Source organism: Nocardiopsis sp. NPDC007018, from assembly GCF_040635075.1.
Taxonomy (GTDB): Bacteria; Actinomycetota; Actinomycetes; order Streptosporangiales; family Streptosporangiaceae; genus Nocardiopsis.
In genome coordinates, this window is sequence record NZ_JBEYHA010000007.1 from 45,828 (window position 1) to 67,241 (window position 21,414).

Sequence of the window (21,414 nt, forward strand, 5' to 3'; positions counted from 1 at the left end):
CTGGTCAGTCATCGGTCCCGTTCGCTCCCGGCTCTCCCGCCGCCCCCTTCGAGGTGGAGCGGTCGCGGTTCTCGGCCCTGCCCCGGGCCCACGCGTGCAGCGCCTCGCCGCCGCCCGAGCCCTCCAGGTTGACAGCGGCCTCGATCAGGGCCAGGTGGGCGAAGGCCTGGGGGAAGTTCCCCAGAAGGGTGCCGTCCGGCGCCATCTCCTCGGACAGCAGACCCAGGCCGCCCACGGTCGCGCAGAGGCGGTGGAACCTGCGTGAGGCCTCCGCTTCCCGTCCCGCGAGCACCAGCGCTGACACGAGGTCGAAGGAGCACAGCAAGAAGGCGCCCTCGGGGGTGCCGATGCCGTCCGCGGTCTCCTCGGGCTCGTACCTGTGGACGAGCCAGCTCTCGTCTCCGAGTTCGGTCTCCACCCGTTCGAGGGTCCGGAGCACACGGGGGTCCTTCCCGCCGAGGAAGCCCAGGAGCGGAATCCTCAACAACGCCCCATCGACGTTGGTCGAGCCGTAGGACTGGACGAACGACCCCGTCACGGGGTCGTGACCGAGCTCGAGCACCTGCTCACGGATGGCCTGTGCCTCCGCACGCCATTCCCCCAACGGCACCTGGTCGGCCCGCCCCGTGGCTTCCGCCAACCGGATCGCCCGGTCGAGGCAGACCCAGGCGTGCACCTTGGAATTGGTCCAGTGGCGCGACTCGGACCTGACCTCCCACACGCCGTCGTCCGGTTCGCGCCACAGGTCCCGTACCGCTTCCACCACGGTGTCGAGCTGCCGGAGCTCGTGCGGTTCGAGACCGCCTCCGGCCTCCTCGTAGCAGTGCGCCGCGTCCAGGATGTGTCCGTAGACGTCCAGCTGGTGTTGTGAGAACGCGGAGTTGCCCACCCGCACCGGCCGGGCTCCGCCGTGTCCGGCGAGGTGACCAAGGGTCGTCTCGGTGGGAGGTGGCTGACCGTCCACGGTGTGGACGGGGGCGACCCAGCCGACCGGCCGACCGCACGCGCCGAGCAGGTAACGAAGGTAGCGCCCGGCCTCCTCCGCGTGCCCCAAACGGAGGAAGGCCAGGACGACCAGAGCGGCGTCCCGATGCCAGACGTAGCGGTAGTCCCAGTTCCTCGGCCCCCGGGGCCATTCCGGCAGGGAGGTCGTGGGCGCCGCGATGAGGGCGCCGCTCTCCTGGTGGAGGAGCCCCCGCAGAACCAGGGCGCTTCGCCGCACCTGCGACGCCCCCACCCCGTCGTAGTCGGTCCTGGCCGACCAGGCGCGCCAGGCTTCGAGGGTCTCTCGCAGCAGTGCGTGTCCCTGCCCGGGAACGACACCGCGCTCTCCCGTGAGGTAATCCAGTGCGAAGACGGCCGTCTCTCCCTCAGCGAGCTCCACACGGAACTCGGGGTCTCCACCCGGGCCCAGAGTGGGAGGCGGCGTACCGGACAGGAGGGGTCCGGACGCCTCACGTAGGCACCCGCGGACGGTCTCCCAGGAGGGCCGCGCGCCACCGAAACGGGGACGGGCGCGTAGACGCGAACGCACGGCGCTCGTACCGGACCTGCACTCCACGATACGGACCAGGAGGCCCTCCCTGAACGGGCCCGCGCCGCCCTCCCCCCGGCCGACCGCGAGCAGGTCCCGCACCAGCACCTCGACGTCGTCCCCCCGCCACAGGGTCTCCAGGACGAGGCTGTCCTCCATGTAGGAGCGTGCCACCGGCAGTGCGCCCTGCACCTCCAGGCCCCATTCTCCGCCGACCCGGGGGTCGAGTATCCCCGAGAGGAAGGCGGAGCCGTCGAAGCGCGGCGTGCACAACCATGTGATCGCCCCGTCCGGGGAGGTCAACGCGGCGGTGTGACAGTCGGAGAGGAAGCCGTGGTCACCGATCGTCGTCTTCTCGCGCGCCATCGAGCCCCTCCTGTCGCGACGCGGACACTCCGTGTCGACCGACTGCCCCGGTGAACCCGCGCCGAAACAGCGGTGGGGGCGTCGGCCCACGTGAGGGGCCCGATGTGTACGAAGCGGTCGACGTGGTCAGGGACGCGACAACAGCGATGTCAGGAGGTAGCCATGCCGGACCAGACTCGCCTCCCTCCTCGTCGGCCCCTGCTGAGGGGAGCCGCTCGGGGGGCCGTGGCGGCGATGGCGATGAGCGGTATGCGCCAGGCGGCGGTGGGCCTGGGGATGATCGAGAGGACGCCGCCCGAGGCGATACTGCTCGAGGGCGTTCCCACGATGCTTCGCGCCGTTCCCGAGCACCGACGGACGGCGTTCATCGAGTTCGCGCACTGGGGGTACGGTGCGGGGGCCGGCGCGGCCTTCGCCCTGGTCCCCTCGCGTCTACGCGCGTCCAGGCTCACCGGACCCCTCTACGGACTGCTGTCCTGGGGGCTGTTCGAGCTCGCTCTGGCTCCCGCCCTCGGCCTGGCGCACGCCCGTCGGGCCCGCCCGCGGGAGCGGCTCGCCCTCTTGGTCGACCACGTGTTCTTCGGCCTCATCGTGGGTGCGTCGCCAGAAGCCGACATCGTCGATCCCGTTACGGAGAGCCCGGGCGAGGGAGACCGGAGCCGTGAGGGCGAGACCGACTCGGGGCGGTGACGGGCCATACGAGGGCGCCGGTTCACCGGCAGGAGCCCGACGGCCCACGCCGGTACGTGTCGCGGGTGTCGGGCGGTGGAACACCGCCGTGCGGGTCGCGTGCCGGACAAGGCAGAACACCGGGCCGACGGCGCCAACAGCGCCGACTCCATGATCGACCTGGTCCCCGAACGGCACGACCTCGCACGACTGGAGGACTTCATCAGGGCGGAACTCGGGTCCGGCCGAGTGAACGGTTCTCCGTGTTCGTGGCGCGCGGCGTACAGCGCGGACGGCCCTGGTCCTCACGGACGGTCATCGGCCGTCTCGGTGTGCGACACGGATTCGGGCGGGGTCCGTCCCGTCACGGCGGTCGGCCCCGTCGGCGCCTCGGGGGCGCTCAGTTCGGCGCGCAGCCACTCCAGGGCCTGTGACAGCAGCCGGGAGACGTGCATCTGCGAACATCCGACCTCGCGGGCGATGCGTGCCTGCTTCCACTCGTCGAAGTAGCGGCGCTTGATGATGTGCCGCTCCCTGGGCGTCAGCCGGACCAGGGCCGACCGTGCGGCCTGCCGATCCACGACCAGGCCCAGGCCCGGGTCCTCCACACCCATGAAGCGCTCCCAGGCGAGGCCGGACTCCTCACCACGCAGGTCCGGCTCGTTGAGCGAATAGGTGTTGTAGGCCTCCGAGATCAGGAGAACCTCCTCCACGTCCGCCACCGTGACCCCCATCTTCCGGGCGATCTCCTTGTTGGAGGGGTGGCGGCCCAGGTGCTGCTCCAGATCCTGGCGGGCCTGGCGCATGAGCGGTCGGCGGGACTGGGCCGTACGCGGTGTGTGCACCGCCCACGTGTGGTCACGGAAGTGCCGCTTGATCTCTCCGGTGACCGTGGGCAGCAGGTAGGCGATGAAGGGCCTGCCCTTACGCGGGTCGTACCCCTGGATGGCCTTGGCCAGCCCCAGGCAAGCGGTCTGCCGCAGGTCCTCGAGGTTCTCGCCTCGTCCGCCGTAGCGGCGGGCGAGGCGGTTCAGCAGGGGCCGGTAGTGGTCCAGGATGCGTTCCTTGAGCCGCACGGCGGTCACGCTGCCCTCGGGTTCGTCCTCCAGTGCCTGGAGGAGTTCCTCTGCCGAGGCGTCCTCGGCCGGCCCCTCGTTCGTGTGGGCGCTGAGGTCTGACGGCGCCGTGGGTGTCTCGGTGCTGGAGCTCATACGGGTCCTCGCAACGATGGCATGGAGCCAGAACGTGAAACGGACGGATGACGCCCTCTCCATGCCCGAGGCACCACCGAGCGAAAAGCCGGATGTCAGGACTTGGCACCGTATTGCTGCCGGTTTGGAACGCCGCCGCGCTCGTGACGGCGCCCTCTCGAGTCCGCGGGCCCGCACCGGGACCCGTCCGGACCGCGTGTGCCACCGGCCATCCGCCCGTTCAGCGCCCATACTGAGGGGGATCTTCCGACGCCGCTCCAGGTACGACGACGAGTGAGGGGACCCGCGTGCCGTCCAAGGACCCGATCGCCGAGCCCTGGGGGACGCGCACCCCCTACGGCTCCGGTCAGCCGTGGCCCGTGCGGGTCGACCTCCATCTGGCCCGCGGCGTGGCCCCCCACGAGGTGGACCGCTGGGTGCCCTCCGCGTCGATTCTGCATTCCAACGGTGACGGGCTGGACATCGCGGTCAAGGACGGCCGCATCGTCGGCGTGCGCGGGCGCGGGGAGGACCGGGTCAACCGCGGTCGCCTGGACCCCAAGGACCTCTACGGTTGGCAGGCCAACCACTCCCCGGACCGGCTCACACGCCCTCTCGTGCGCCGGGGAGGGGAGCTGGTCGAGACCGACTGGGACACCGCCATGGACCTCGTGGTGGAACACAGCGGGAGGACCCTGGAGGACCGGGGTGCCAGCGCTCTGGGTTTCTACACCAGCGGACAGCTCTTCTTGGAGGAGTACTACACGCTCGCCGCCATCGCTCACGGCGCGATCGGTACCAACCACCTGGACGGGAACACCAGGCTGTGCACGGCCACGGCGGCGAGCGCCCTGAAGGAGTCCTTCGGTTGCGACGGACAGCCGGGCTCCTACGAGGACATCGACCACGCGGACGTCATCGCGTTGTACGGGCACAACATGGCGGAGACGCAGGCGGTGCTGTGGAGCCGTGTCCTCGACCGGCTGGCCGGGGCGAACCCTCCCCGGCTGTTGTGCGTCGACCCCAGGGCCACTCCCGTGGCTCGGAGGTCGACGCTTCACCTCGCCCCGCGCCCCGGCACCAACGTCGCGCTGATGAACGCGATCCTGCGGGAACTCGTCCGGACCGACCGGGTCGACCACGCCTACGTGGAGGCGCACACGGTCGGCTACGAGGAACTGGTCCGGGTGACGGCCGCATACCCGCCCGAGCGCGCCGCCGCGATCTGCGACGTGCCCGCCCGTGAGATCAGCGCGGCCGCCGAACTGCTGGGTGGCGCGGAGCGGCTGGTGTCGACCGTCCTCCAGGGCTTCTATCAGTCGAACCAGGCCACCGGGACCGCCGTACAGGTCAACAACGTGCATCTGCTGCGGGGCATGTTGGGCAGGCCTGGAGCGGGTGTGCTCCAGATGAACGGTCAGCCGACGGCGGAGAACACGCGTGAGTGCGGCGCAGACGGCGACCTGACGGCGTTTCGCAACTGGAACAACGACCGGCACGTCCGGGAACTGGCCGCGCTCTGGAACCTCGACCCGCTACGCGTCCCCCACTACGCTCCGCCCACGCACGCCATGCAGATCATGCGCTACGTCGAGAAGGGTTCGATCCGCTTCCTGTGGATCAGCGCGACCAACCCGGCCGCGTCATTGCCCGACCTACGGCGGGTGCGTGAGTTCCTCTCCAAGGAGGGGCTGTTCCTGGTGGTGCAGGACGTCTTCATGACCGAGACGGCCGAACTCGCCGACGTGGTGCTGCCCGCGGCCACCTTGGGTGAGAAGACCGGAACGTTCACCAACAGCGACCGCACCGTGCACCTGTCCGAGAAGGCCGTGGAACCGCCGGGTGAGGCACGGCCCGACCTGGACATCTTCCTGGACTACGCGAGGAGGATGGGCTTCCGGGACGACGACGGGCGCCCGTTCCCGCAGTGGGATGACGCCGAATCCGCCTTCGAGGCATGGAAACGGGCCAGCCAGGGACGCCCCTGTGACTACTCCGGACTGTCCTACGAACGTCTGCGGTCCACCGGCGGAGTGCAGTGGCCCTGTAACGAACAGAACCCGGAGGGTACTCCGAGACTCTACGCGGACGGCCGGTTCTGGGCCGGGCCGGACGAGTGCGAGAGTTACGGCAAGGACCTCGTCACGGGAGCTCCGCTGGAAGAGGAGGAGTACCGTGCGGCCAACCCCCGCGGCCTGGCGATGCTCAAGGCCGTGGACTTCGTGCCCCCGCACGAGACGCCGGACCGGGAGTACCCGTACGCGCTGATCACCGGCCGTACGCTGTACCAGTTCCACACGCGGACCAAGACCGGTCGAGCCCCCGAACTCCGCCGGGCGGCCCCTGAGGTGTGGGTGGAGATCGCGCCCTCCGACGCACGAGCGGAGGGGATCGGGGAGGGAGACGTGGTGGAGGTGCGCGCGCGGCGGGGTGCCGTCCGTGCCCGGGCGAGGATCAGCGGAGTACGGCCGGGCGTACTGTTCGTTCCCTTCCACTACGGATACTGGGACGTCGACGTCGCGGCCGCCTCGGACGGGGAACGAGCCAGAGCCGCCAACGAGATGACCGCCGATGACTGGGACCCGGTCTCCAAGCAGCCCCTCTTCAAGACCGCGGCAGCGCGTGTGCGTGTCCTGAGCCGTGGCGGTGGGCGCCCTTCCCCGGCTCCCACCACGACCGCCTCCGCACCGGTTGGCGAGGCGGCGGAGGCCGTGGAGGCCACCCGGGGGGAAGCCGACACTCTGGAACAGTGCCACCGGGAGGGGACGCGATGAGGATCGGAGCGGCCCTGAGAGAGCTGCACCATGCGGAGAGCTCCCTCGTGACGGAGCTCTCGCGGGTGGCCGACCGGCACGCGAAGGAGCAGGAGATCCAGCACGTGACCACCGATCTGGCGGTGTGGTCCAGGGAACACCTGAGCGAGATCGTCTCCGTCGCGCCCCGGTACGGTGTGACCCTGACGGACCTCCGGAGCACCGATCCCGAGAAGGAGGGGAGCCGCGAACTTCCGGGGGAGGGGTCGGACCCGGACCTGGCGCTCCTCGCGGACCTCAGACGGCTGTACCGGATGAGCGGCGGGGTCGCTCTCGACTGGGATCTGCTCGGTCAGGGGGCTCAGGTGGTCGCGGACCCCGGTCTGCTCGCGGTCGCCCGACGGTGCCAGCCCCGTTCCCTGCGCCAGATGCGTTGGGCGCGGGCGATGCTCAAGACGCTCTCACCGCAGATCCTGGCGAGCTGAGCGGGGGCAGCGGTCAGAGGTCCCTGCCCGGCCCCTGACACGGTGCCAGGGGCCGACCTCCATCGGTGCCGACTACAGCCGACGTCCCGTGAAGGAGTCAGGTCCCGGTCTCTTCGAGCCGCAGGGCGACGCCCAGGGCGAAGAAGGTGGGCGCCCACTGACCGACGAAGATGCCCCACCGGTCGGCGCGGTCGGTGCCGGCGTCCTCCTTCTTCTTGGACACGGCCCAGCTCAGGAACGAGAGGCCGATGCTGACGGCACCCGCGGTGTAGGCCATCTCCGAGGTGACGCCGAGCTCCGACAGTTTCGCGATCATGTTGCCTCCCACACTCGTGTGACGGTCCAGTGCCCCTGCCCGCCCCGCCCGGATCTACGGGCAATCCCACGCAAACTCGTGGGCCGTCGTCCGCCCCCGACCACTCGCGCTCGGAGAAACCCCCGTGGGGCGGGCTGTTGACGAGGCGTTTTCGAAAAATGGTCCGCCACTGGCCCGGACCCAAGGGGGCCCGGGCCGGGTGACACGTAGGGTCCTCCCATGCCTTTCGAACTTCGGGCCCTGGCCCTGACCTGCAGCCTCAAGCCCAGTCCGACACCCTCCAGCAGTGAGTTGCTCGCTCGGCAGGTTCTCGACGAACTCGCCGGGCACGGAGTGCGAGGGGAGTCGGTGCGCGTCGTCGACCACCGGGTCAATCCCGGAGTGACCGTCGACACGGGCCAGGGCGACGCGTGGCCCCAGTTGCGGGAGAAGCTGGTCGCCGCCGACATCCTCGTCCTGTCAACACCCACGTGGGTGGGCCACATGTCGAGTGTCGCGCAGCGGGTGCTGGAGCGGATCAACGCCGAGCTCTCCGAGACCGACGACGAAGGCCGACCGTCGATGTACGGAAAGGTCGCCGTGATCGCGGTGGTCGGTAACGAGGACGGGGCGCACAAGATCGTCGCTGACTGCGCCCAGGCGCTGAGTGACTGCGGGTTCACCCTTCCGGCGACGGGGTCCACCTACTGGAACTCCGAGGCGATGAACCCGAAGGACTACATCGATCTCGACAGCACTCCCGAAGCGGTGGCGACCACCACGGCGACGGTGGCCCGCAACGCCGCGCACCTGGCGCGCCTACTCCGGGAGCGACCGTATCCGAGCCCGTGAACGGCCCTCGTCACGCTTACGGCCCCAGCGGTGCGCGGCCGAATTCGCGCGGTCCCGTACGCGGTGTTTACGAGCAGACCCCGTCGGTCATGGCAACGCACGACGGGCAGTCGCTCGACACGACCGCGAACTGACGGGGGAGTCCGACATGACCGAACGAGGTAACGACAAGGACCGGATGCTGGAACAGCACCGCACCGACTCCCGGGACCCACTGACCACTGAGACCGGAGTCCGGGTCGAGGACACCGACAACTCCCTCAGTGTCGGCGAACGCGGCCCCACTCTCCTGGAGGACTTCCACGCCCGGGAGAAGATCACCCACTTCGACCACGAGCGCATCCCCGAACGCGTCGTCCACGCCAGGGGGGCGGGGGCCTACGGCCACTTCACGCCCTACGAGGACCTCTCCGACCTGACCGGCGCCCACTTCCTCAGCGGGCCCCACGTCACCACCCCCGTGTTCGTCCGCTTCTCCACCGTGGCCGGATCTCGAGGCTCGGCGGACACGGCGCGCGACGTGCGGGGCTTCGCGGTCAAGTTCTACACCGAACAGGGCAACTACGACCTGGTCGGCAACAACATGCCGGTCTTCTTCATCCAGGACGGCATCAAGTTCCCCGACTTCGTGCACGCCGTCAAGCCAGAACCGCACAACGAGATCCCCCAGGCCCAGTCCGCGCACGACACTCTGTGGGACTTCGTCGGACTGCAACCGGAGACCACTCACATGGTGATGTGGCTGATGTCGGACCGTGCCATCCCGCGCAGCTACCGCACGATGCAGGGCTTCGGTGTGCACACCTTCCGCTTCGTCAACGCGGACGGACGGGGGACGTTCGTCAAGTTCCACTGGAAGCCGGTCCTGGGCACGCACTCGCTGGTGTGGGACGAGGCCCAGCGCATCCAGGGCAAGGACCCCGACTACAACCGGCGCGACCTCTGGGAGGCCATCGAACGCGGCCAGTACCCCGAGTGGGAGCTGGGTGTGCAGCTCGTCGCGGAGGAGGACGAGCACGCGTTCGACTTCGACCTCCTCGACGCCACCAAGATCATCCCCGAGGAGCAGGTGCCGGTACGCCCCGTCGGTCGAATGGTGCTCGACCGCAACCCGGACAACTTCTTCGCCGAGACGGAACAGATCGCGTTCCACACCGCGAACGTCGTCCCCGGGATCGACTTCACCAACGACCCGCTGCTCCAGGCCCGCAACTTCTCCTACCTGGACACGCAGCTGCTGCGCCTGGGCGGGTCCAACTTCCAACAGATCCCCGTCAACCGGCCCGTGGCGCCGGTGAGCAACAACCAGCGTGACGGGTTCGCCCAGCACCGGGTACACCGCGGCCAGACCTCCTACTTCCCGAACTCCCTGGGCGGCGGCTGTCCGGCGCTGGCCGACGAGAACGTCTACCGGCACTACACGGAGAAGGTCGAGGGGAACAAGATCCGCAAACGGGCGGAGAGCTTCAAGGACCACTACTCCCAAGCCAGGTTGTTCCTGAACAGCCTCGCCGACTGGGAGCGCGAACACCTGGTGGCCGCGTTCCGCTTCGAGCTGGGCAAGTGCGAGGAGCTGGCCGTGCGTCAGCGGGCGGTCGCCAATCTGGCCCACGTCGACCACGGTCTGGCGGTCGAGGTCGCCGAGGGCCTGGGAGTGGAGCCGCCCCAGGACCCTGGCACCGGGCGCCACACCCGGACCTCTCCCGCGCTCAGCCAGGCCAACACCGCGTTCGGAGACCTGACCGGACGCCAGGTCGCCGTGCTCGTCGACCACGGCGTGGACGGGGCCGACGTCGAGACCCTCCGGCGGACGCTGGTGGGGGAGGGGGCCGTGGTGGAGGCGCTCGCCCGGCTCGACGGTTCGGTGCGCACCCGCGAGGGCGGCACCCTGCCAGTCGACCGCGCCTTCACGACCGTCTCCTCGGTCCTCTACGACGCGGTGGTCGTCCCCGGCGGCGGCGACGCCGCTGCATCCCTCGCCCAAGACGGCGAAGCCCGGCACTTCGTCCTTGAGGCCTACAAGCACGCTAAGGCGATCGCTGCGGTCGGCGCGGGAACCTCGCTGCTCGACGCCCCTGGGCTACCGGACGCCCTCGGACGTCCACCCACGGTTCCCGAAACCATCGCGGGAGTGGTTCGGGCCCCCGGGGTGGACGAGAGCGTGGCCCGGGAGTTCGCCCGCCTGGTCGGGGGGCACCGGCACTGGAACAGGTCGACCGGGACCGTCTCCGCCTGAGCCCGCGCGGCTCGACCCCGCGTGACCACGAACCTCGTGGCCGGTGGAACAACGGGACGGTACGAACTGAACGGAGGAGACTCCATGAGAGCAGTGGTGTGGAACGGCACGCGCGACGTCAGGACCGAGAACGTACCCGATCCGCGCATCGAGCAGCCCGGTGACGCGGTCGTCCGTGTCACCAGTTCCGGTCTCTGCGGCTCCGACCTGCACCTGTACGAGGTGCTCGGGCCGTTCATGAGTGCGGGAGACATCTTGGGGCACGAGCCCCTGGGAGTGGTTGAGGAGGTGGGGCCGGGAGTGACCTCGCTGGTACCGGGGGAGCGCGTGGTCATCCCCTTCCAGATTTCGTGCGGACACTGTCCGATGTGCGAGTCGGGCCTACAGACCCAGTGCGACAACACGCGCGTCGAGGACCAGGGCACGGGCGCGAGTATCTACGGCTACAGCGCGCTCTACGGTTCCGTCCCCGGAGCTCAGGCCGAGTACCTGCGGGTTCCCCGTGCGGACGCCAACGCCATTCCCGTCTCCAGTGAGGGGGCCGACGACCGGTACGTCTTCCTGTCGGACGTCCTCCCCACGGCTTGGCAGGCGGTTCGTTACGCGGACATCCCGCGGGACGGCTCCGTCGCGGTACTGGGTCTGGGACCGATCGGAGAGATGGCCTGCCGCGTCGCCCGGCACCTGGGGGCGGGGCGTGTCTTCGGCGTCGATCCGGTTCCCGAGCGCCGCGCCCGGTCGGAGGCGCGCGGGGTGGAGGTGTTCGATCCGACCGGCGGAACCGACGAGCTCATCGGTCGCATTCGGGAGCGCACCGACGGCCGGGGGCCGGACGCCGTCATCGACGCCGTCGGCATGGAGGCGCAGGGACACGGATCTGCGCGGATCGCCCAGCGGGCGGCCAACCTGCTCCCCAAGGGCGCGGCGGCCAGACTCATGGAGACCTCCGGAGTCGACCGCCTGGCGGCCTTCCAGACGGCGATCGATCTCGTGCGTCGCGGGGGAACCATCTCACTGATCGGCGTCTACGGAGGGATGGCCGACCCTCTGCCCATGCTCACGCTCTTCGACAAGCAGATCCAGGTGAGGATGGGCCAGGCCAACGTCCGCCGCTGGGCTCCGGAGATCCTCCCGCTTCTGGACGGCGAGGACGTCCTCGGAGTGGCGGACTTCGCCACTCATCACGTGTCCTTGGACGACGCGGCCTGGGCCTACGAGAACTTCCAGAAGAAGACCGAGGGAGCCTTCAAGGTGGTCTTCCGCCCCTGAGGGCCGGGACACCGGAAACGACGGAAGCGGGCTCCCGAGGGAACCCGCTTCCGCGTGATGTGGGCGATACAGGACTCGAACCTGTGACCCCTACCGTGTCGAGGTAGTGCTCTAGCCAACTGAGCTAATCGCCCCTATGGAAATGTGCTGCGCGTGGAGCCGGAGACGGGAATCGAACCCGTGTGCAGGGATTTGCAGTCCCTTGCCTCAACCACTCGGCCACTCCGGCCTGCAAAGCACGGGGGAGCCGCGTGGCACCCATGCGTGCCTTTCTCCGAGCGGACGACGGGATTCGAACCCGCGACCCTCACCTTGGCAAGGTGATGCTCTACCAGCTGAGCCACGTCCGCGTGTGCCCGGGGTGGTGCCCCGAAGCCGATCCGATTGTGCCATCCGAGGAGGCGCAAGGCGAATCGTTCGAGCGGACGACGGGATTCGAACCCGCGACCCTCACCTTGGCAAGGTGATGCTCTACCAGCTGAGCCACGTCCGCGCGGCGAGTGTGTCCGTGGCCTCCGGGGCTTCCCGGTGCCGCGTCCCTCGCTGCGTTAAGAACTCTAGCGGAAGTTGCGGGGAAGTGCGAAATCGGTTCCGTGCGGGGGTTCCCGCCCCTGCCGAGGCAGGCCGGTGCGGCCCGCCGCGGCGGCAGGAACTACTTCTCCACGTGCGCGGGGGTGGAGGGCATGTCGGGGCGCGGAGGCGCGGACAGGTACTGCCCGACCCGTTCGATCACCTTGTTCATCTCGTAGGCGATCAGGCCCACGTCGCTGTCGGCGTCCGACATCAGCGCCATGCACGCGCCCTCGCCCGCGGCGGCCACGAAGAGGAAGGCCCGGTCCATCTCGATGATGCTCTGGCGGATGCCCCCGGCGGAGAACTGCTTGCTGGCGCCCCCGGCGAGGCTGTGCAGCCCCGAGGCGATCGCCGACAGGTGTTCGGCGGCGGGCCGGTCCAGCCCGCTGGAGGTGGCCATGAGGAGCCCGTCCGTGGACAGGACGATGGCGTGTTGGGTGCCCGAGGCGCGGGTGAGGAGGTCGTCCAGCAGCCAGCTGAGTTCGCCGCGGGCGGTGCTCGGTGGGGTCATGTCTCTCTTCGCTGTGTCTGGTGCGGTCGTGGGCGAGGGGCACGCGCGTCCCGCGAGGGCTCCGCGTGTACCGGCAGGGGAGGCGGCTGGGGGAGGCGGCTACCGGTCCCGCATAAGCGTTGCCCAGATGATAGTCATTCGTAACTTATCTGTCCCGTGCGCGCCGCCGGTTCCGGGTGGTCCACCCTGTCGTGACATCCATTCTGACCTGCGAGGACGCGCTGGAAAAACCCGTCGGCGTACCGGACCGGCGGCCGGTGCCGGACAGGGGACTTGCCAGGGCGCGGCCCCGGCCGGTAGGGCGGCACCGGGGTTCACCAGGCGGGACCCGGTGCGGAGGTGGCAGGATTCGGGGTGTCACCGCCCCGACCAGGGGCCGAGAGAACGCGGGGGTTGGACATGAGGGTGTGGATCGCGGGCGCCGGGTACGGGTGCGGCGCCGTACTGGAGGAGAAGGACGCGAGGATTCCCGTGGCCGACCACGGGATCACCGTGGGCGACGGCGTCTTCGAGACGGTGCGGGCCCAGCACGGCGAACCCTTCGCGCTCACCCGGCACCTGAGGCGGCTGGCCCGCTCCGCCCGGGGGCTGGGGATGGACGAGCCCGACCTCGACCTGGTCGCCGACGGCGTCGCCCGGGCGATCGCCGCGAACCTCGAGCTGACCGACGCCCGGGTACGCATCACCGTCACGGACGGGAACGGGCCGCTGGGCTCGGCCCGCGGGCAGGGAGAGCAGACCGCCATCGTGGCGATGGGCCCCTTCCCGCCCATCCCCACCACCACGGACGTGGCCCTCGCGCCGTGGCCGCGCAACGAGTTCGGGGCCCTGGCCGGGCTGAAGACCACGTCCTACGCGGACAACGTGCGCGCGCTCGCCTACGCGAGTGAGCGGGGCGCCAGCGAGGCGGTCTTCCGCAACGTCTCGGGCAACCTGTGCGAGGGCACCGGCAGCAACGTCTTCGTGGTGCTCGACGGCAGGCTGGTCACGCCTCCGCTGTCGGCCGGTCCGCTGGCGGGCGTCACCAGGGAGCTGGTGCTGGAGTGGTACGGCGGCGAGGAGGAGGACGTTCCCATGGAGCGGCTCCCCGAGATCAGCGAGGCCTTCCTGACCTCCACCGGGCGCGACGTCCAGGCGATCCTGACCATCGACGACCAGAAGGTGTCGACGGAACCGGGGCCGGTCACCCGTGAGGCGATGGCGGTCTTCGCCGAGCGCTCCGCCGCCGACATCGACCCCTGACCGGGTCCTCGGTCCGCGCCTCCGGGGCGGCGGAGGGGGTGCGACAGAGGGAGGGGACGGCGCCGGAGCGCCGTCCCCTCCCTCTGTCGTCCTCGCGGTGCGGCGGCCTAGGAGTGGAGGTGCTGCTGGATCTCGTCGTCGAGGTCCACGAACTGGCCCTCCTGGCCGGCGGGGACGATCTCGTAGGTGCGGTGGAGGAACTCCGCCAGCGGGGACACCTGGGTGTCGAACTCGGCCTGGCCGAAGGGCGAGGACAGCGCGATGCTGACCGAGCGGTCGCCGCTCTCGTCCTTGGAGGGCCACACGCGGACGTCGCCCTCGCCGACGGGGCGGACGATGCCCACGGTGAGGAGTTCGCGAGCGAAGATCCACTCGACGGGGTTGTCCTCGCCGGTGTGGAACGCGACGCGGATCGCGTACGGGTCGTCAGCGCTGTAGTCGAGTCGCGCGACCAGGGGAACCGCGGTGCGCTCCGGGACCACGAGTCGCAGGCCCAGCTCGGCGGTGGCAGTGGTGTCGCTACTGTTCATGTTCGCCAAACCTTTTCTCGTCCGGCCCAGAGTCCTGGGGCGCGGGCCGGTTGCCGCCTCACTCGCTCCAACGCGGACGCCCGCGGACTATGACGTGAGTACGGAAACTTTCTTGGTCGGTGGGACCGGAGATCTCGCTGCCCGCCCAGCGGGGTCAGCGCGCCGCCTGGCGGCACCACGATCCTTCGTCACTGTAATGACCAGGGGAAACCAAAGATTTCCCCATGTTGAGTGGCCCGCGTCACGCGGAGGTCGTTCCGCGGTCGCTGCGGGAGGGTTCACGGGGACTGGAACTCCTACTCACTGCGGGGATCATCGCTGACGGGGGAGCCCCATGGGAACCCGTTGACCAGCATATGTGACCTCGATCACGTACCTTTGCGTTCGCTGGGCGGGTCTGTGTGCGTCGAGCACCCCCGAACGTGCGCTAGAGTTTTTCTTGTCAGGCCGACGAGGCCGGACGGGTCACCAGCCCAGAGGGGCGATTAGCTCAGTTGGCTAGAGCGCATCGTTCACACCGATGAGGTCACTGGTTCGAGTCCAGTATCGCCCACCTCGTGGAGGAGCCCGGTTCGTATCGCACGAACCGGGCTCCTCTTCTTCGTGTCGCGTCGGGTCAAGTTCGGGCAACGCGCGCGTCCGCCCGGGGTCTGCGGAGGCCGCCGGAGCGGGCCCGCCGTGGTCAGTCCGGGGGAGCGGGGCGTCCTCGGCGTGCGGCCGCGCGCTCGCGGCGGCGTTCGAGGAACTGGTCCCTGGTCCGCAGGGCCCACCTCTCCCCGCGCCGGGTCCACACGCGCGCGGGCCGGAGCAGGCGGTGCGCCCAGCGGAACTCGGTGCTGAGGATGAGGAGCCCGAGGAGGATCGAGGCCACCCCCGGTCCGGGGACGACCAGCATGACCACCCCGGCCAGGGCCACGACGGTGCCGACGGTCCCGACCAGGACGCGCCAGGGCAGGTGCAGGGCCGGATGGGTGTGCATGCGTCTACGGAACAGGCGGAGCCGTGCGCGCAGGCGCCTCCACCGCCGTACTCGGGCATGGCGAGTGGGGGATGTCTCCGGGGCCGGTGGCCCGCTCGGTGGGCTCGGTGACATGCGCTCACAGTATTCGGTCGATGAGACTGGTGCTTTCGGGTCGGGGTTGGTCGCCATGATCGGATGTCTGCTGATTGTCACTGATCTCAAGGAAGGGATCAATGGTTCCTGCGGAGGCGCTGGAGAAACCCTGAAAAAGTGATGATCCATGACAGAACCTCCTGTGCCGAGCGGATTCGGGCTCGTCAGAGGGGTTCGAGCGGCCACGCTGGTTTGTGGGTCGACGCCGATCGGAGCGGCCGAATTCCACGACCGAATCACGGGGGTTCCTCCCTGATCCGTCCTTTCCCGCGCTCCGTTCCCCGGCCGGTGCCGCGCCTGTGGACAACCAGGGGCACCCCCATCCCGGAGCCGATAGCATCGGGGGAGCGAGACCCAGCCCCGGCGCACCGCGGGGGCGGATCGCATCCACGACATCGACGTAATCCCTAGGAGTCACCGTGTCCGCCGCGTCTGAGCTGCACATCACCCTCGCCGGAACCCCGCGTGCGGTGGCGGCCACGACCACCGCGGGCCAGGCGCTGGAGGCGGACGGCAGGACCGTGATCGCTGCCCTGGTCAACGGTGAGCCCCGCGACCTGGCCTGGGTGCTCGCCGACGGCGACACCGTCGAGCCAGTCGCCATCGACTCCGAGGAGGGGCGGGCGATCCTGCGCCACTCCACCGCGCACGTCCTCGCCCAGGCCGTCCAGGAGCTCTTCCCCGAGGCCAAGCTGGGCATCGGACCGCCCGTCGAGAACGGCTTCTACTACGACTTCGACGTCGCCGAGCCCTTCACCCCCGCCGATCTCAAGAGCATCGAGAAGAAGATGCAGCAGATCATCAAGCAGGGGCAGCGCTTCGACCGCAGGGCCGTCTCCGACGACGACGCCCGCGCCGAGCTGGCCACCGAGCCCTACAAGCTGGAACTGATCGGCCTCAAGGGCGGTGCGGCCGAGGCCGCCGAGGGCGCCTCCGCCGAGGTCGGCGCGGGCGAGCTCACCATCTACGACAACGTCCACCCGCGCACCGGCGAGCTGTGCTGGAAGGACCTGTGCCGCGGACCGCACATCCCGACCACCAAGGTGATCCCGGCCTTCAAGCTCATGCGCACCGCCGCCGCCTACTGGCGCGGCAAGGAGACCAACCCGCAGCTCCAGCGCGTCTACGGCACCGCCTGGGAGACCAAGGACCGGCTCAAGGAGTACCTGGCCTTCCTGGAGGAGGCCGAGAAGCGCGACCACCGCAAGCTGGGCTCCGAGCTCGACCTCTTCTCCATCCCGGACGAGATCGGTTCCGGCCTGGCCGTCTTCCACCCCCGTGGCGGCATCATCCGCCGGGTGATGGAGGACTACTCGCGCAAGCGCCACGAGGAGAGCGGCTACGAGTTCGTCTACTCGCCGCACGCCACCAAGAGCGCCCTGTTCGAGAAGTCCGGGCACCTGGACTGGTACGCGGAGGGCATGTACCCCCCCATGCAGCTCGACGGCGGACAGGACTACTACCTGAAGCCGATGAACTGCCCGATGCACAACCTGATCTTCGACGCGCGCGGGCGCTCCTACCGGGAGCTGCCGCTGCGCATGTTCGAGTTCGGCACCGTCTACCGGTACGAGAAGTCCGGCGTGGTGCACGGCCTGACCCGCGCCCGGGGCTTCACCCAGGACGACGCGCACATCTACTGCACCCGCGAGCAGATGGCCGACGAGCTCGACTCGCTGCTCACCTTCGTGCTGGAGCTGCTGCGCGACTACGGCCTGGAGGACTTCTACCTGGAGCTGTCCACCAAGGACCCGGAGAAGTACGTCGGTGACGACGCCAGCTGGGAGGAGGCCACCGACACCCTGCGCCGGGCCGCGGAGAAGCAGGGCCTGGAGCTGGTCCTGGACCCGGGTGGCGCCGCCTTCTACGGGCCCAAGATCTCCGTGCAGGCCAAGGACGCCATCGGCCGCACCTGGCAGATGTCCACCATCCAGCTGGACTTCAACCTGCCCGAGCGGTTCGACCTGGAGTACACCGCGGCGGACGGCACCCGTCAGCGCCCGGTGATGATCCACCGCGCCCTCTTCGGCTCCATCGAGCGGTTCTTCGCGGTCCTGTTGGAGCACTACGCGGGCGCGTTCCCGGCGTGGCTGGCCCCGGTCCAGGCGGTGGGCATCCCGATCGCCGACGAGCACGTGCCCTACCTCCAGGAGGTCGCGGCCAGGCTCCGGGCCGAGGGCATCCGGGTCGAGGTCGACGCCAGCGACGACCGGATGCAGAAGAAGATCCGCAACGCCCAGAAGCAGAAGGTGCCGTTCATGCTGCTGGCCGGTGACGAGGACATCAGCAAGGACGCGGTGTCGTTCCGCTACCGGGACGGCTCCCAGAACAACGGTGTGCCGGTGGACGAGGCGGTGGCGGAGATCGTCGCCGCCGTCCGCGAGCGTCGCCCCTAGGGTGTGTTCCGTGGGTGCTTTCGGTTGGTTCGGCGCTTGCGCCGATCGACGCGAGCGGCCTCCAGGCAATCTCTCGCAAGACGAGGAGCGAAGCTGCCCCTACTGTGCTCTGCTCCGCAAGCTCCGCAGTGTCGCACAGCGGGGGCCCGCCCGGGTTTGGCTGTCCGAGCGAAGTCGGCGCAGCGAGAGGCAGCCTGGTGGTCGCGAGCCCGGAATGACCGCGGAACACGCCCTAGGGTCGGCGGGCGTCCCCACGGGGGCGCCGTGTGCCCGCGAGACGGCAGGAGCGCCCGTCCCCCGGTGGGGGCGGGCGCTCCGCCGTGGCGGGGAAGCTCGGTTCAGTCGCGCTCACGCGGGCCGTTCTCCGGGGCCCGGTCGTCCTTGAACAGGTCCTCGCGGGAGATCCTCGCGGTGGCGTTGGGGTCCGGAGCGGTCTCCTCCTCGTCGTCGCGGAACAGGTCCGCGCGCGAGATGCGGTGCGTGGCGTTGGGATCACTCATGGGGTGCAGCTCCCTTGTGTGCGTTGGGGTATCCCGGATTTTATCGGCCCGTCCCGACAGGAGGGGACGCCCGGACGACGCGCACCGTCGATCCGGTCGCGGTGGAGCGGTCGGGTTCAGGAACCGGCGGTGTCGTGCGCCCAGGCCCGGGAGGGGACCCGGTCGACCAGGGCCGTCAGGTAGTCGGCGGCGGCCAGGGCGTGGTCGGGGTCCAGACGCAGGGCGGTCCAGGTCATCGCGTGGCCGCCGGTGAAGCGCACCGGAAGGGAACGGGACCGGCAGTCCGACAGCAGCCAGGACACGGTGGCGTGGTCCAGGACGGCGTTGGTGAAGCCGGCGTCGGTACCGTTCGTGTAGAAGGCCTCGTCGAACGACCGGCTGACCTCCTCGGGTCCGCCGCTGGCGTCCAGGGACACGCTGCGTGCCAGGTCGCGTCGGCGGATCTCCAGGTCGGCGCCGAGGCCGGGGGTGCGGACGGCCACGACACGGTGGGTGCGCCGGGGGCCGTCCGCGCCGCGTCGCGCGTTCGGGGCGGCGTGGGTGAGTTCGAACATGGTGACCAGGTGTGTGCCGCGCCTGCCGGTGAGCACGTGCCGTACGCGCGGGTTCCGGCCCTGGAGCGCGTCCGGGAGGGTCGCCTCCTCCAGGGGGCGCGGGTGGTGCTCGGTGTAGTGCCAGCCGTGTGCGCGTGCCCAGCCCTGGAGCTCGGCGACCCGTTCCTTGCGAAAGTGCGCGGCCACCGTGATCGTCCCTGCCGACACCACCACGGCGACCAGGGCGATCAGGGACAGTGCGCCTTCCATCCGGTATCTCCTCCGGTGGGGAAAATGACGGGGCCGGGGACCGTTGCGGCCCGCCGTGGCGGGCCGGGTCTCCGCGAGCCCGGAGATCAGGGGGCCCGCACCGGCCGTGCGTCCATTCTGGGCTCATCGTCCGCCCTTGTCACCCCTCGGAAGCGGGGCTGCTCTGCGCCCCGGCTCGCCTACTCCGTGTGATCGGCCGCCCGGTCCTCGCCCGAGCCCCGGCGCGGGCGGCGGTCGGAACCGTGGCGAGAGGGTGTCCCGAAGGGGCGCGAAGGCCGCCCGTGTCGGGGGTGCGGGCACGGCCGGGGCGATGCGCGGGCGTGCGCGTTCGTTCCCCCGCGGCGGCCCGGGAGCGCCGGGAGCACCGCGCGGGGGTGTCCGGAAGCGGCCAACCCGACGACGTCGGTGACGAAGGTCGGCGGAGGGCGGCGCGGACCCTCACGTGCACCGTGAGTAGTCGACGGAGAACGCCGCGTCGGCCCCGCCGTAGCAGACGCCGACGGCCGGTGCCGTGCGCCAGCCACGGCCGTACCCGTGCTCGTGCACGACCAGCAGACCGGAGTCCGGAGCGTCCTCGAACCCCACGGTGAAGTGAATCCGGCCGGCTCCGTCCTCCCTACCGGAGGGACGGACGGCGTCGCGTTCCCGCTCCTCGGTGACCACGGAGAACCGCGCTCCGACGAACCCCCGCGGGTACGGGGACGCGGGGCCCGGGTCGTACTCGCCACGGAAGACCAGGACGCCGACGGCGGACCGCTCAGGAGGGGAGAGCCGGACCGTGGCGCCGTCGGGGGCCGACCCGCCCAGGACGAACTCGGCCCAGTCCTCCCGTGCCCGGGACCCCGCCTCCGGCTCCCCGCCCCCGGCCCTCACCCCGCTGGAACGCCCGGCGGCGGTCGCCGTCTCCCGTGCCTCGGGAGGCGGCCAGTCAGCGGGCCCGGGCACGACGTCGCCGAGGGAGGGTGTGACCTCGCCCGCGCCGTACATCGAGATCCGCTCCGGGACCACGTCCGAGCCGTGCCGCGCCCCCACGGCCCCGCCCGCGGTGACGACGGCGGCGGCCGCCAGCACGGCGGCGCCCCTGCGCAGGACCCTGCGGTGCCGGGAGGCCCCGCCGACCGAGGCGGCGGTGAACGACCGCGCGTCGCGCGTCGCGCGGGTCACGGCGGCGGCTCCGGTGACGCCGAGCGCGCGCAGGACGGTCCGGGCGTCGGGACGGTGGTCCGGACGGGGGCTCAGGGCCGCGAGCACCAGGGGCAGCAGAGCCGCGGGCACCCCGCTCACATCGGCCTGGCCGCGCAGCATCCGGTGGAGCACGCTCCGCGCGTCTCCCCGTCCGAAGGGGTGGCGGCCGCTGGCCGCGTAGACGGTGAGCTGACCCCAGGAGAACACGTCCGAGGCGGTGGTGGCGGGCGCCCCGTGAAGGCGCTCGGGGGCGATCCATCCGGGGGTGCCCAGGGTGTCCCCGCCGCCGGTGCGGACGGAACCGTCCAGGGGGCGGGCGATCCCGAAGTCCAGCACCCTCGGGCCGTCGGGGCAGAGGATCACGTTGCTCGGCTTGAGGTCGCGGTGGACGACCCCGGCGGCGTGGATGTCGGCCAGCGCGGCGGCCGTCCCGGCGGCCAGCTCCGTCAGGGCGCCGCCGCGCAGGGGGCCGCCCGCCCTCACCCGTTCCCTGAGGGTGGGCCCGTCCACGTAGGAGGTGGCCAGCCAGGGGATGGCGGACCGGGGGGAGGCGGCGACGAACCGTGGCACGAAGCGGCTGCGTACGCGGCGCAGGGACTCGACCTCGCGGGCGAAGTTCGCGCGGAACTCGGGTTCGTCGGCCAGCTCCGGGTGCACGGCCTTGACCGCGACCAGCCCGCCGAACCGGGTCCGTCCCAGGTAGACGGTGCCCATCCCGCCGGAGCCGAGGCGCCCGAGCAGCCGGTGCGGGCCCAGTCGGCGGGGGTCGTGCGCGCCCAGGGGGGAGGCGTCCGCGCCTCCGGCGGATCGTCGCCGCAGACGCCGTCCGCCCGGGCCGGGGCGGGGAGGCGGATCGGAAGGGGACACGGACGGGACCTCGCGAGGGTCGGGGGTCGGGAGGTGGGGCCGCC

17 protein-coding genes and 5 tRNA genes are annotated in these 21,414 nt (G+C 70.6%); 9 read left to right on the forward strand and 13 right to left on the reverse strand.

Annotated features, from left to right (window positions below):
- Positions 1-4: 4 nt before the first annotated feature.
- Positions 5-1,900, reverse strand: a complete 1,896-nt coding sequence (locus ABZ635_RS05315) for a glycoside hydrolase family 15 protein (protein WP_357759256.1) — start codon at positions 1,898-1,900, stop codon at positions 5-7.
- A gap of 234 nt (positions 1,901-2,134) precedes the next feature.
- Between ABZ635_RS05315 and ABZ635_RS05320 the strand changes: the two genes are divergently transcribed.
- On the forward strand, positions 2,135-2,590 hold the full coding sequence (locus ABZ635_RS05320) for a hypothetical protein (RefSeq protein ID WP_357759517.1): 456 nt from the start codon (positions 2,135-2,137) through the stop codon (positions 2,588-2,590).
- 284 nt (positions 2,591-2,874) lie between these two features.
- Here ABZ635_RS05320 and ABZ635_RS05325 read toward each other — a convergent pair whose 3' ends face one another.
- Entirely contained in the window at positions 2,875-3,780 is a 906-nt protein-coding gene (locus ABZ635_RS05325; RefSeq protein ID WP_357759259.1) for a sigma-70 family RNA polymerase sigma factor, read from the reverse strand.
- A 287-nt stretch (positions 3,781-4,067) separates the two neighbouring features.
- On the opposite strand from ABZ635_RS05325, the gene ABZ635_RS05330 reads away from it, so the two are divergent.
- A complete protein-coding gene (locus tag ABZ635_RS05330) occupies positions 4,068-6,533 on the forward strand; it encodes a nitrate reductase (RefSeq protein WP_357759262.1) in 2,466 nt (821 codons plus the stop codon).
- Positions 6,530-6,997: a hypothetical protein gene (locus ABZ635_RS05335; protein WP_357759264.1), complete on the forward strand. Its 468-nt coding sequence runs from the start codon at positions 6,530-6,532 to the stop codon at positions 6,995-6,997. The genes ABZ635_RS05330 and ABZ635_RS05335 overlap by 4 nt, the downstream gene beginning before the upstream one ends.
- 97 nt (positions 6,998-7,094) lie before the next feature.
- On the opposite strand, the gene ABZ635_RS05340 is transcribed toward ABZ635_RS05335, so the two are convergent.
- A complete protein-coding gene (locus ABZ635_RS05340; RefSeq protein WP_357759267.1) occupies positions 7,095-7,313 on the reverse strand; it encodes a hypothetical protein in 219 nt (72 codons plus the stop codon).
- 219 nt (positions 7,314-7,532) lie between these two features.
- Between ABZ635_RS05340 and ABZ635_RS05345 the strand changes: the two genes are divergently transcribed.
- From ABZ635_RS05345 to ABZ635_RS05355, 3 genes are all read left to right on the forward strand, one after another.
- Positions 7,533-8,144 carry an NAD(P)H-dependent oxidoreductase gene (locus ABZ635_RS05345; RefSeq protein WP_357759269.1) on the forward strand — a complete coding sequence of 204 codons (612 nt, stop codon included), beginning with the start codon at positions 7,533-7,535 and terminating at the stop codon, positions 8,142-8,144.
- A gap of 148 nt (positions 8,145-8,292) precedes the next feature.
- Positions 8,293-10,380, forward strand: a complete 2,088-nt coding sequence (locus ABZ635_RS05350) for a catalase (protein WP_357759272.1) — start codon at positions 8,293-8,295, stop codon at positions 10,378-10,380.
- Between the two features lie 84 nt (positions 10,381-10,464).
- Positions 10,465-11,649: an alcohol dehydrogenase catalytic domain-containing protein gene (locus ABZ635_RS05355; protein ID WP_357759274.1), complete on the forward strand. Its 1,185-nt coding sequence runs from the start codon at positions 10,465-10,467 to the stop codon at positions 11,647-11,649.
- A 60-nt stretch (positions 11,650-11,709) separates the two neighbouring features.
- Here the strand turns inward: ABZ635_RS05355 and ABZ635_RS05360 are convergent.
- The 5 genes from ABZ635_RS05360 to ABZ635_RS05380 all read right to left on the reverse strand — a co-directional run bounded on the left by ABZ635_RS05360 (position 11,710) and on the right by ABZ635_RS05380 (position 12,733).
- Positions 11,710-11,783 (reverse strand) — tRNA-Val (locus ABZ635_RS05360).
- Between the two features lie 20 nt (positions 11,784-11,803).
- A tRNA-Cys gene (locus ABZ635_RS05365) sits at positions 11,804-11,878 on the reverse strand.
- 48 nt (positions 11,879-11,926) lie between these two features.
- A tRNA-Gly gene (locus tag ABZ635_RS05370) sits at positions 11,927-11,999 on the reverse strand.
- A gap of 70 nt (positions 12,000-12,069) precedes the next feature.
- A tRNA-Gly gene (locus ABZ635_RS05375) sits at positions 12,070-12,142 on the reverse strand.
- 159 nt (positions 12,143-12,301) lie between these two features.
- Positions 12,302-12,733, reverse strand: coding sequence for a roadblock/LC7 domain-containing protein (locus tag ABZ635_RS05380; RefSeq protein ID WP_357759277.1), 432 nt, complete (start codon positions 12,731-12,733; stop codon positions 12,302-12,304).
- 399 nt (positions 12,734-13,132) lie between these two features.
- On the opposite strand from ABZ635_RS05380, the gene ABZ635_RS05385 reads away from it, so the two are divergent.
- Entirely contained in the window at positions 13,133-13,975 is an 843-nt protein-coding gene (locus ABZ635_RS05385; protein ID WP_357759280.1) for an aminotransferase class IV, read from the forward strand.
- 107 nt (positions 13,976-14,082) lie between these two features.
- On the opposite strand, the gene ABZ635_RS05390 is transcribed toward ABZ635_RS05385, so the two are convergent.
- Positions 14,083-14,505: an SsgA family sporulation/cell division regulator gene (locus ABZ635_RS05390; RefSeq protein ID WP_357759281.1), complete on the reverse strand. Its 423-nt coding sequence runs from the start codon at positions 14,503-14,505 to the stop codon at positions 14,083-14,085.
- Between the two features lie 479 nt (positions 14,506-14,984).
- On the opposite strand from ABZ635_RS05390, the gene ABZ635_RS05395 reads away from it, so the two are divergent.
- Positions 14,985-15,058, forward strand: a tRNA-Val gene (locus ABZ635_RS05395).
- Positions 15,059-15,187: 129 nt separating this feature from the next.
- Here the strand turns inward: ABZ635_RS05395 and ABZ635_RS05400 are convergent.
- Entirely contained in the window at positions 15,188-15,484 is a 297-nt protein-coding gene (locus ABZ635_RS05400) for a PGPGW domain-containing protein (protein ID WP_357759284.1), read from the reverse strand.
- A 554-nt stretch (positions 15,485-16,038) separates the two neighbouring features.
- On the opposite strand from ABZ635_RS05400, the gene thrS reads away from it, so the two are divergent.
- Positions 16,039-18,015, forward strand: coding sequence for a threonine--tRNA ligase (gene thrS / locus ABZ635_RS05405; protein WP_357759287.1), 1,977 nt, complete (start codon positions 16,039-16,041; stop codon positions 18,013-18,015).
- A 338-nt stretch (positions 18,016-18,353) separates the two neighbouring features.
- Here the strand turns inward: thrS and ABZ635_RS05410 are convergent, their stop codons facing one another.
- The 3 genes from ABZ635_RS05410 to ABZ635_RS05420 form a co-directional block, all read right to left on the reverse strand.
- Positions 18,354-18,515: a hypothetical protein gene (locus ABZ635_RS05410; protein WP_357759290.1), complete on the reverse strand. Its 162-nt coding sequence runs from the start codon at positions 18,513-18,515 to the stop codon at positions 18,354-18,356.
- 116 nt (positions 18,516-18,631) lie between these two features.
- On the reverse strand, positions 18,632-19,318 hold the full coding sequence (locus ABZ635_RS05415; protein WP_357759293.1) for a hypothetical protein: 687 nt from the start codon (positions 19,316-19,318) through the stop codon (positions 18,632-18,634).
- A gap of 438 nt (positions 19,319-19,756) precedes the next feature.
- Entirely contained in the window at positions 19,757-21,370 is a 1,614-nt protein-coding gene (locus ABZ635_RS05420; protein ID WP_357759296.1) for a serine/threonine-protein kinase, read from the reverse strand.
- Positions 21,371-21,414 lie beyond the last annotated feature (44 nt).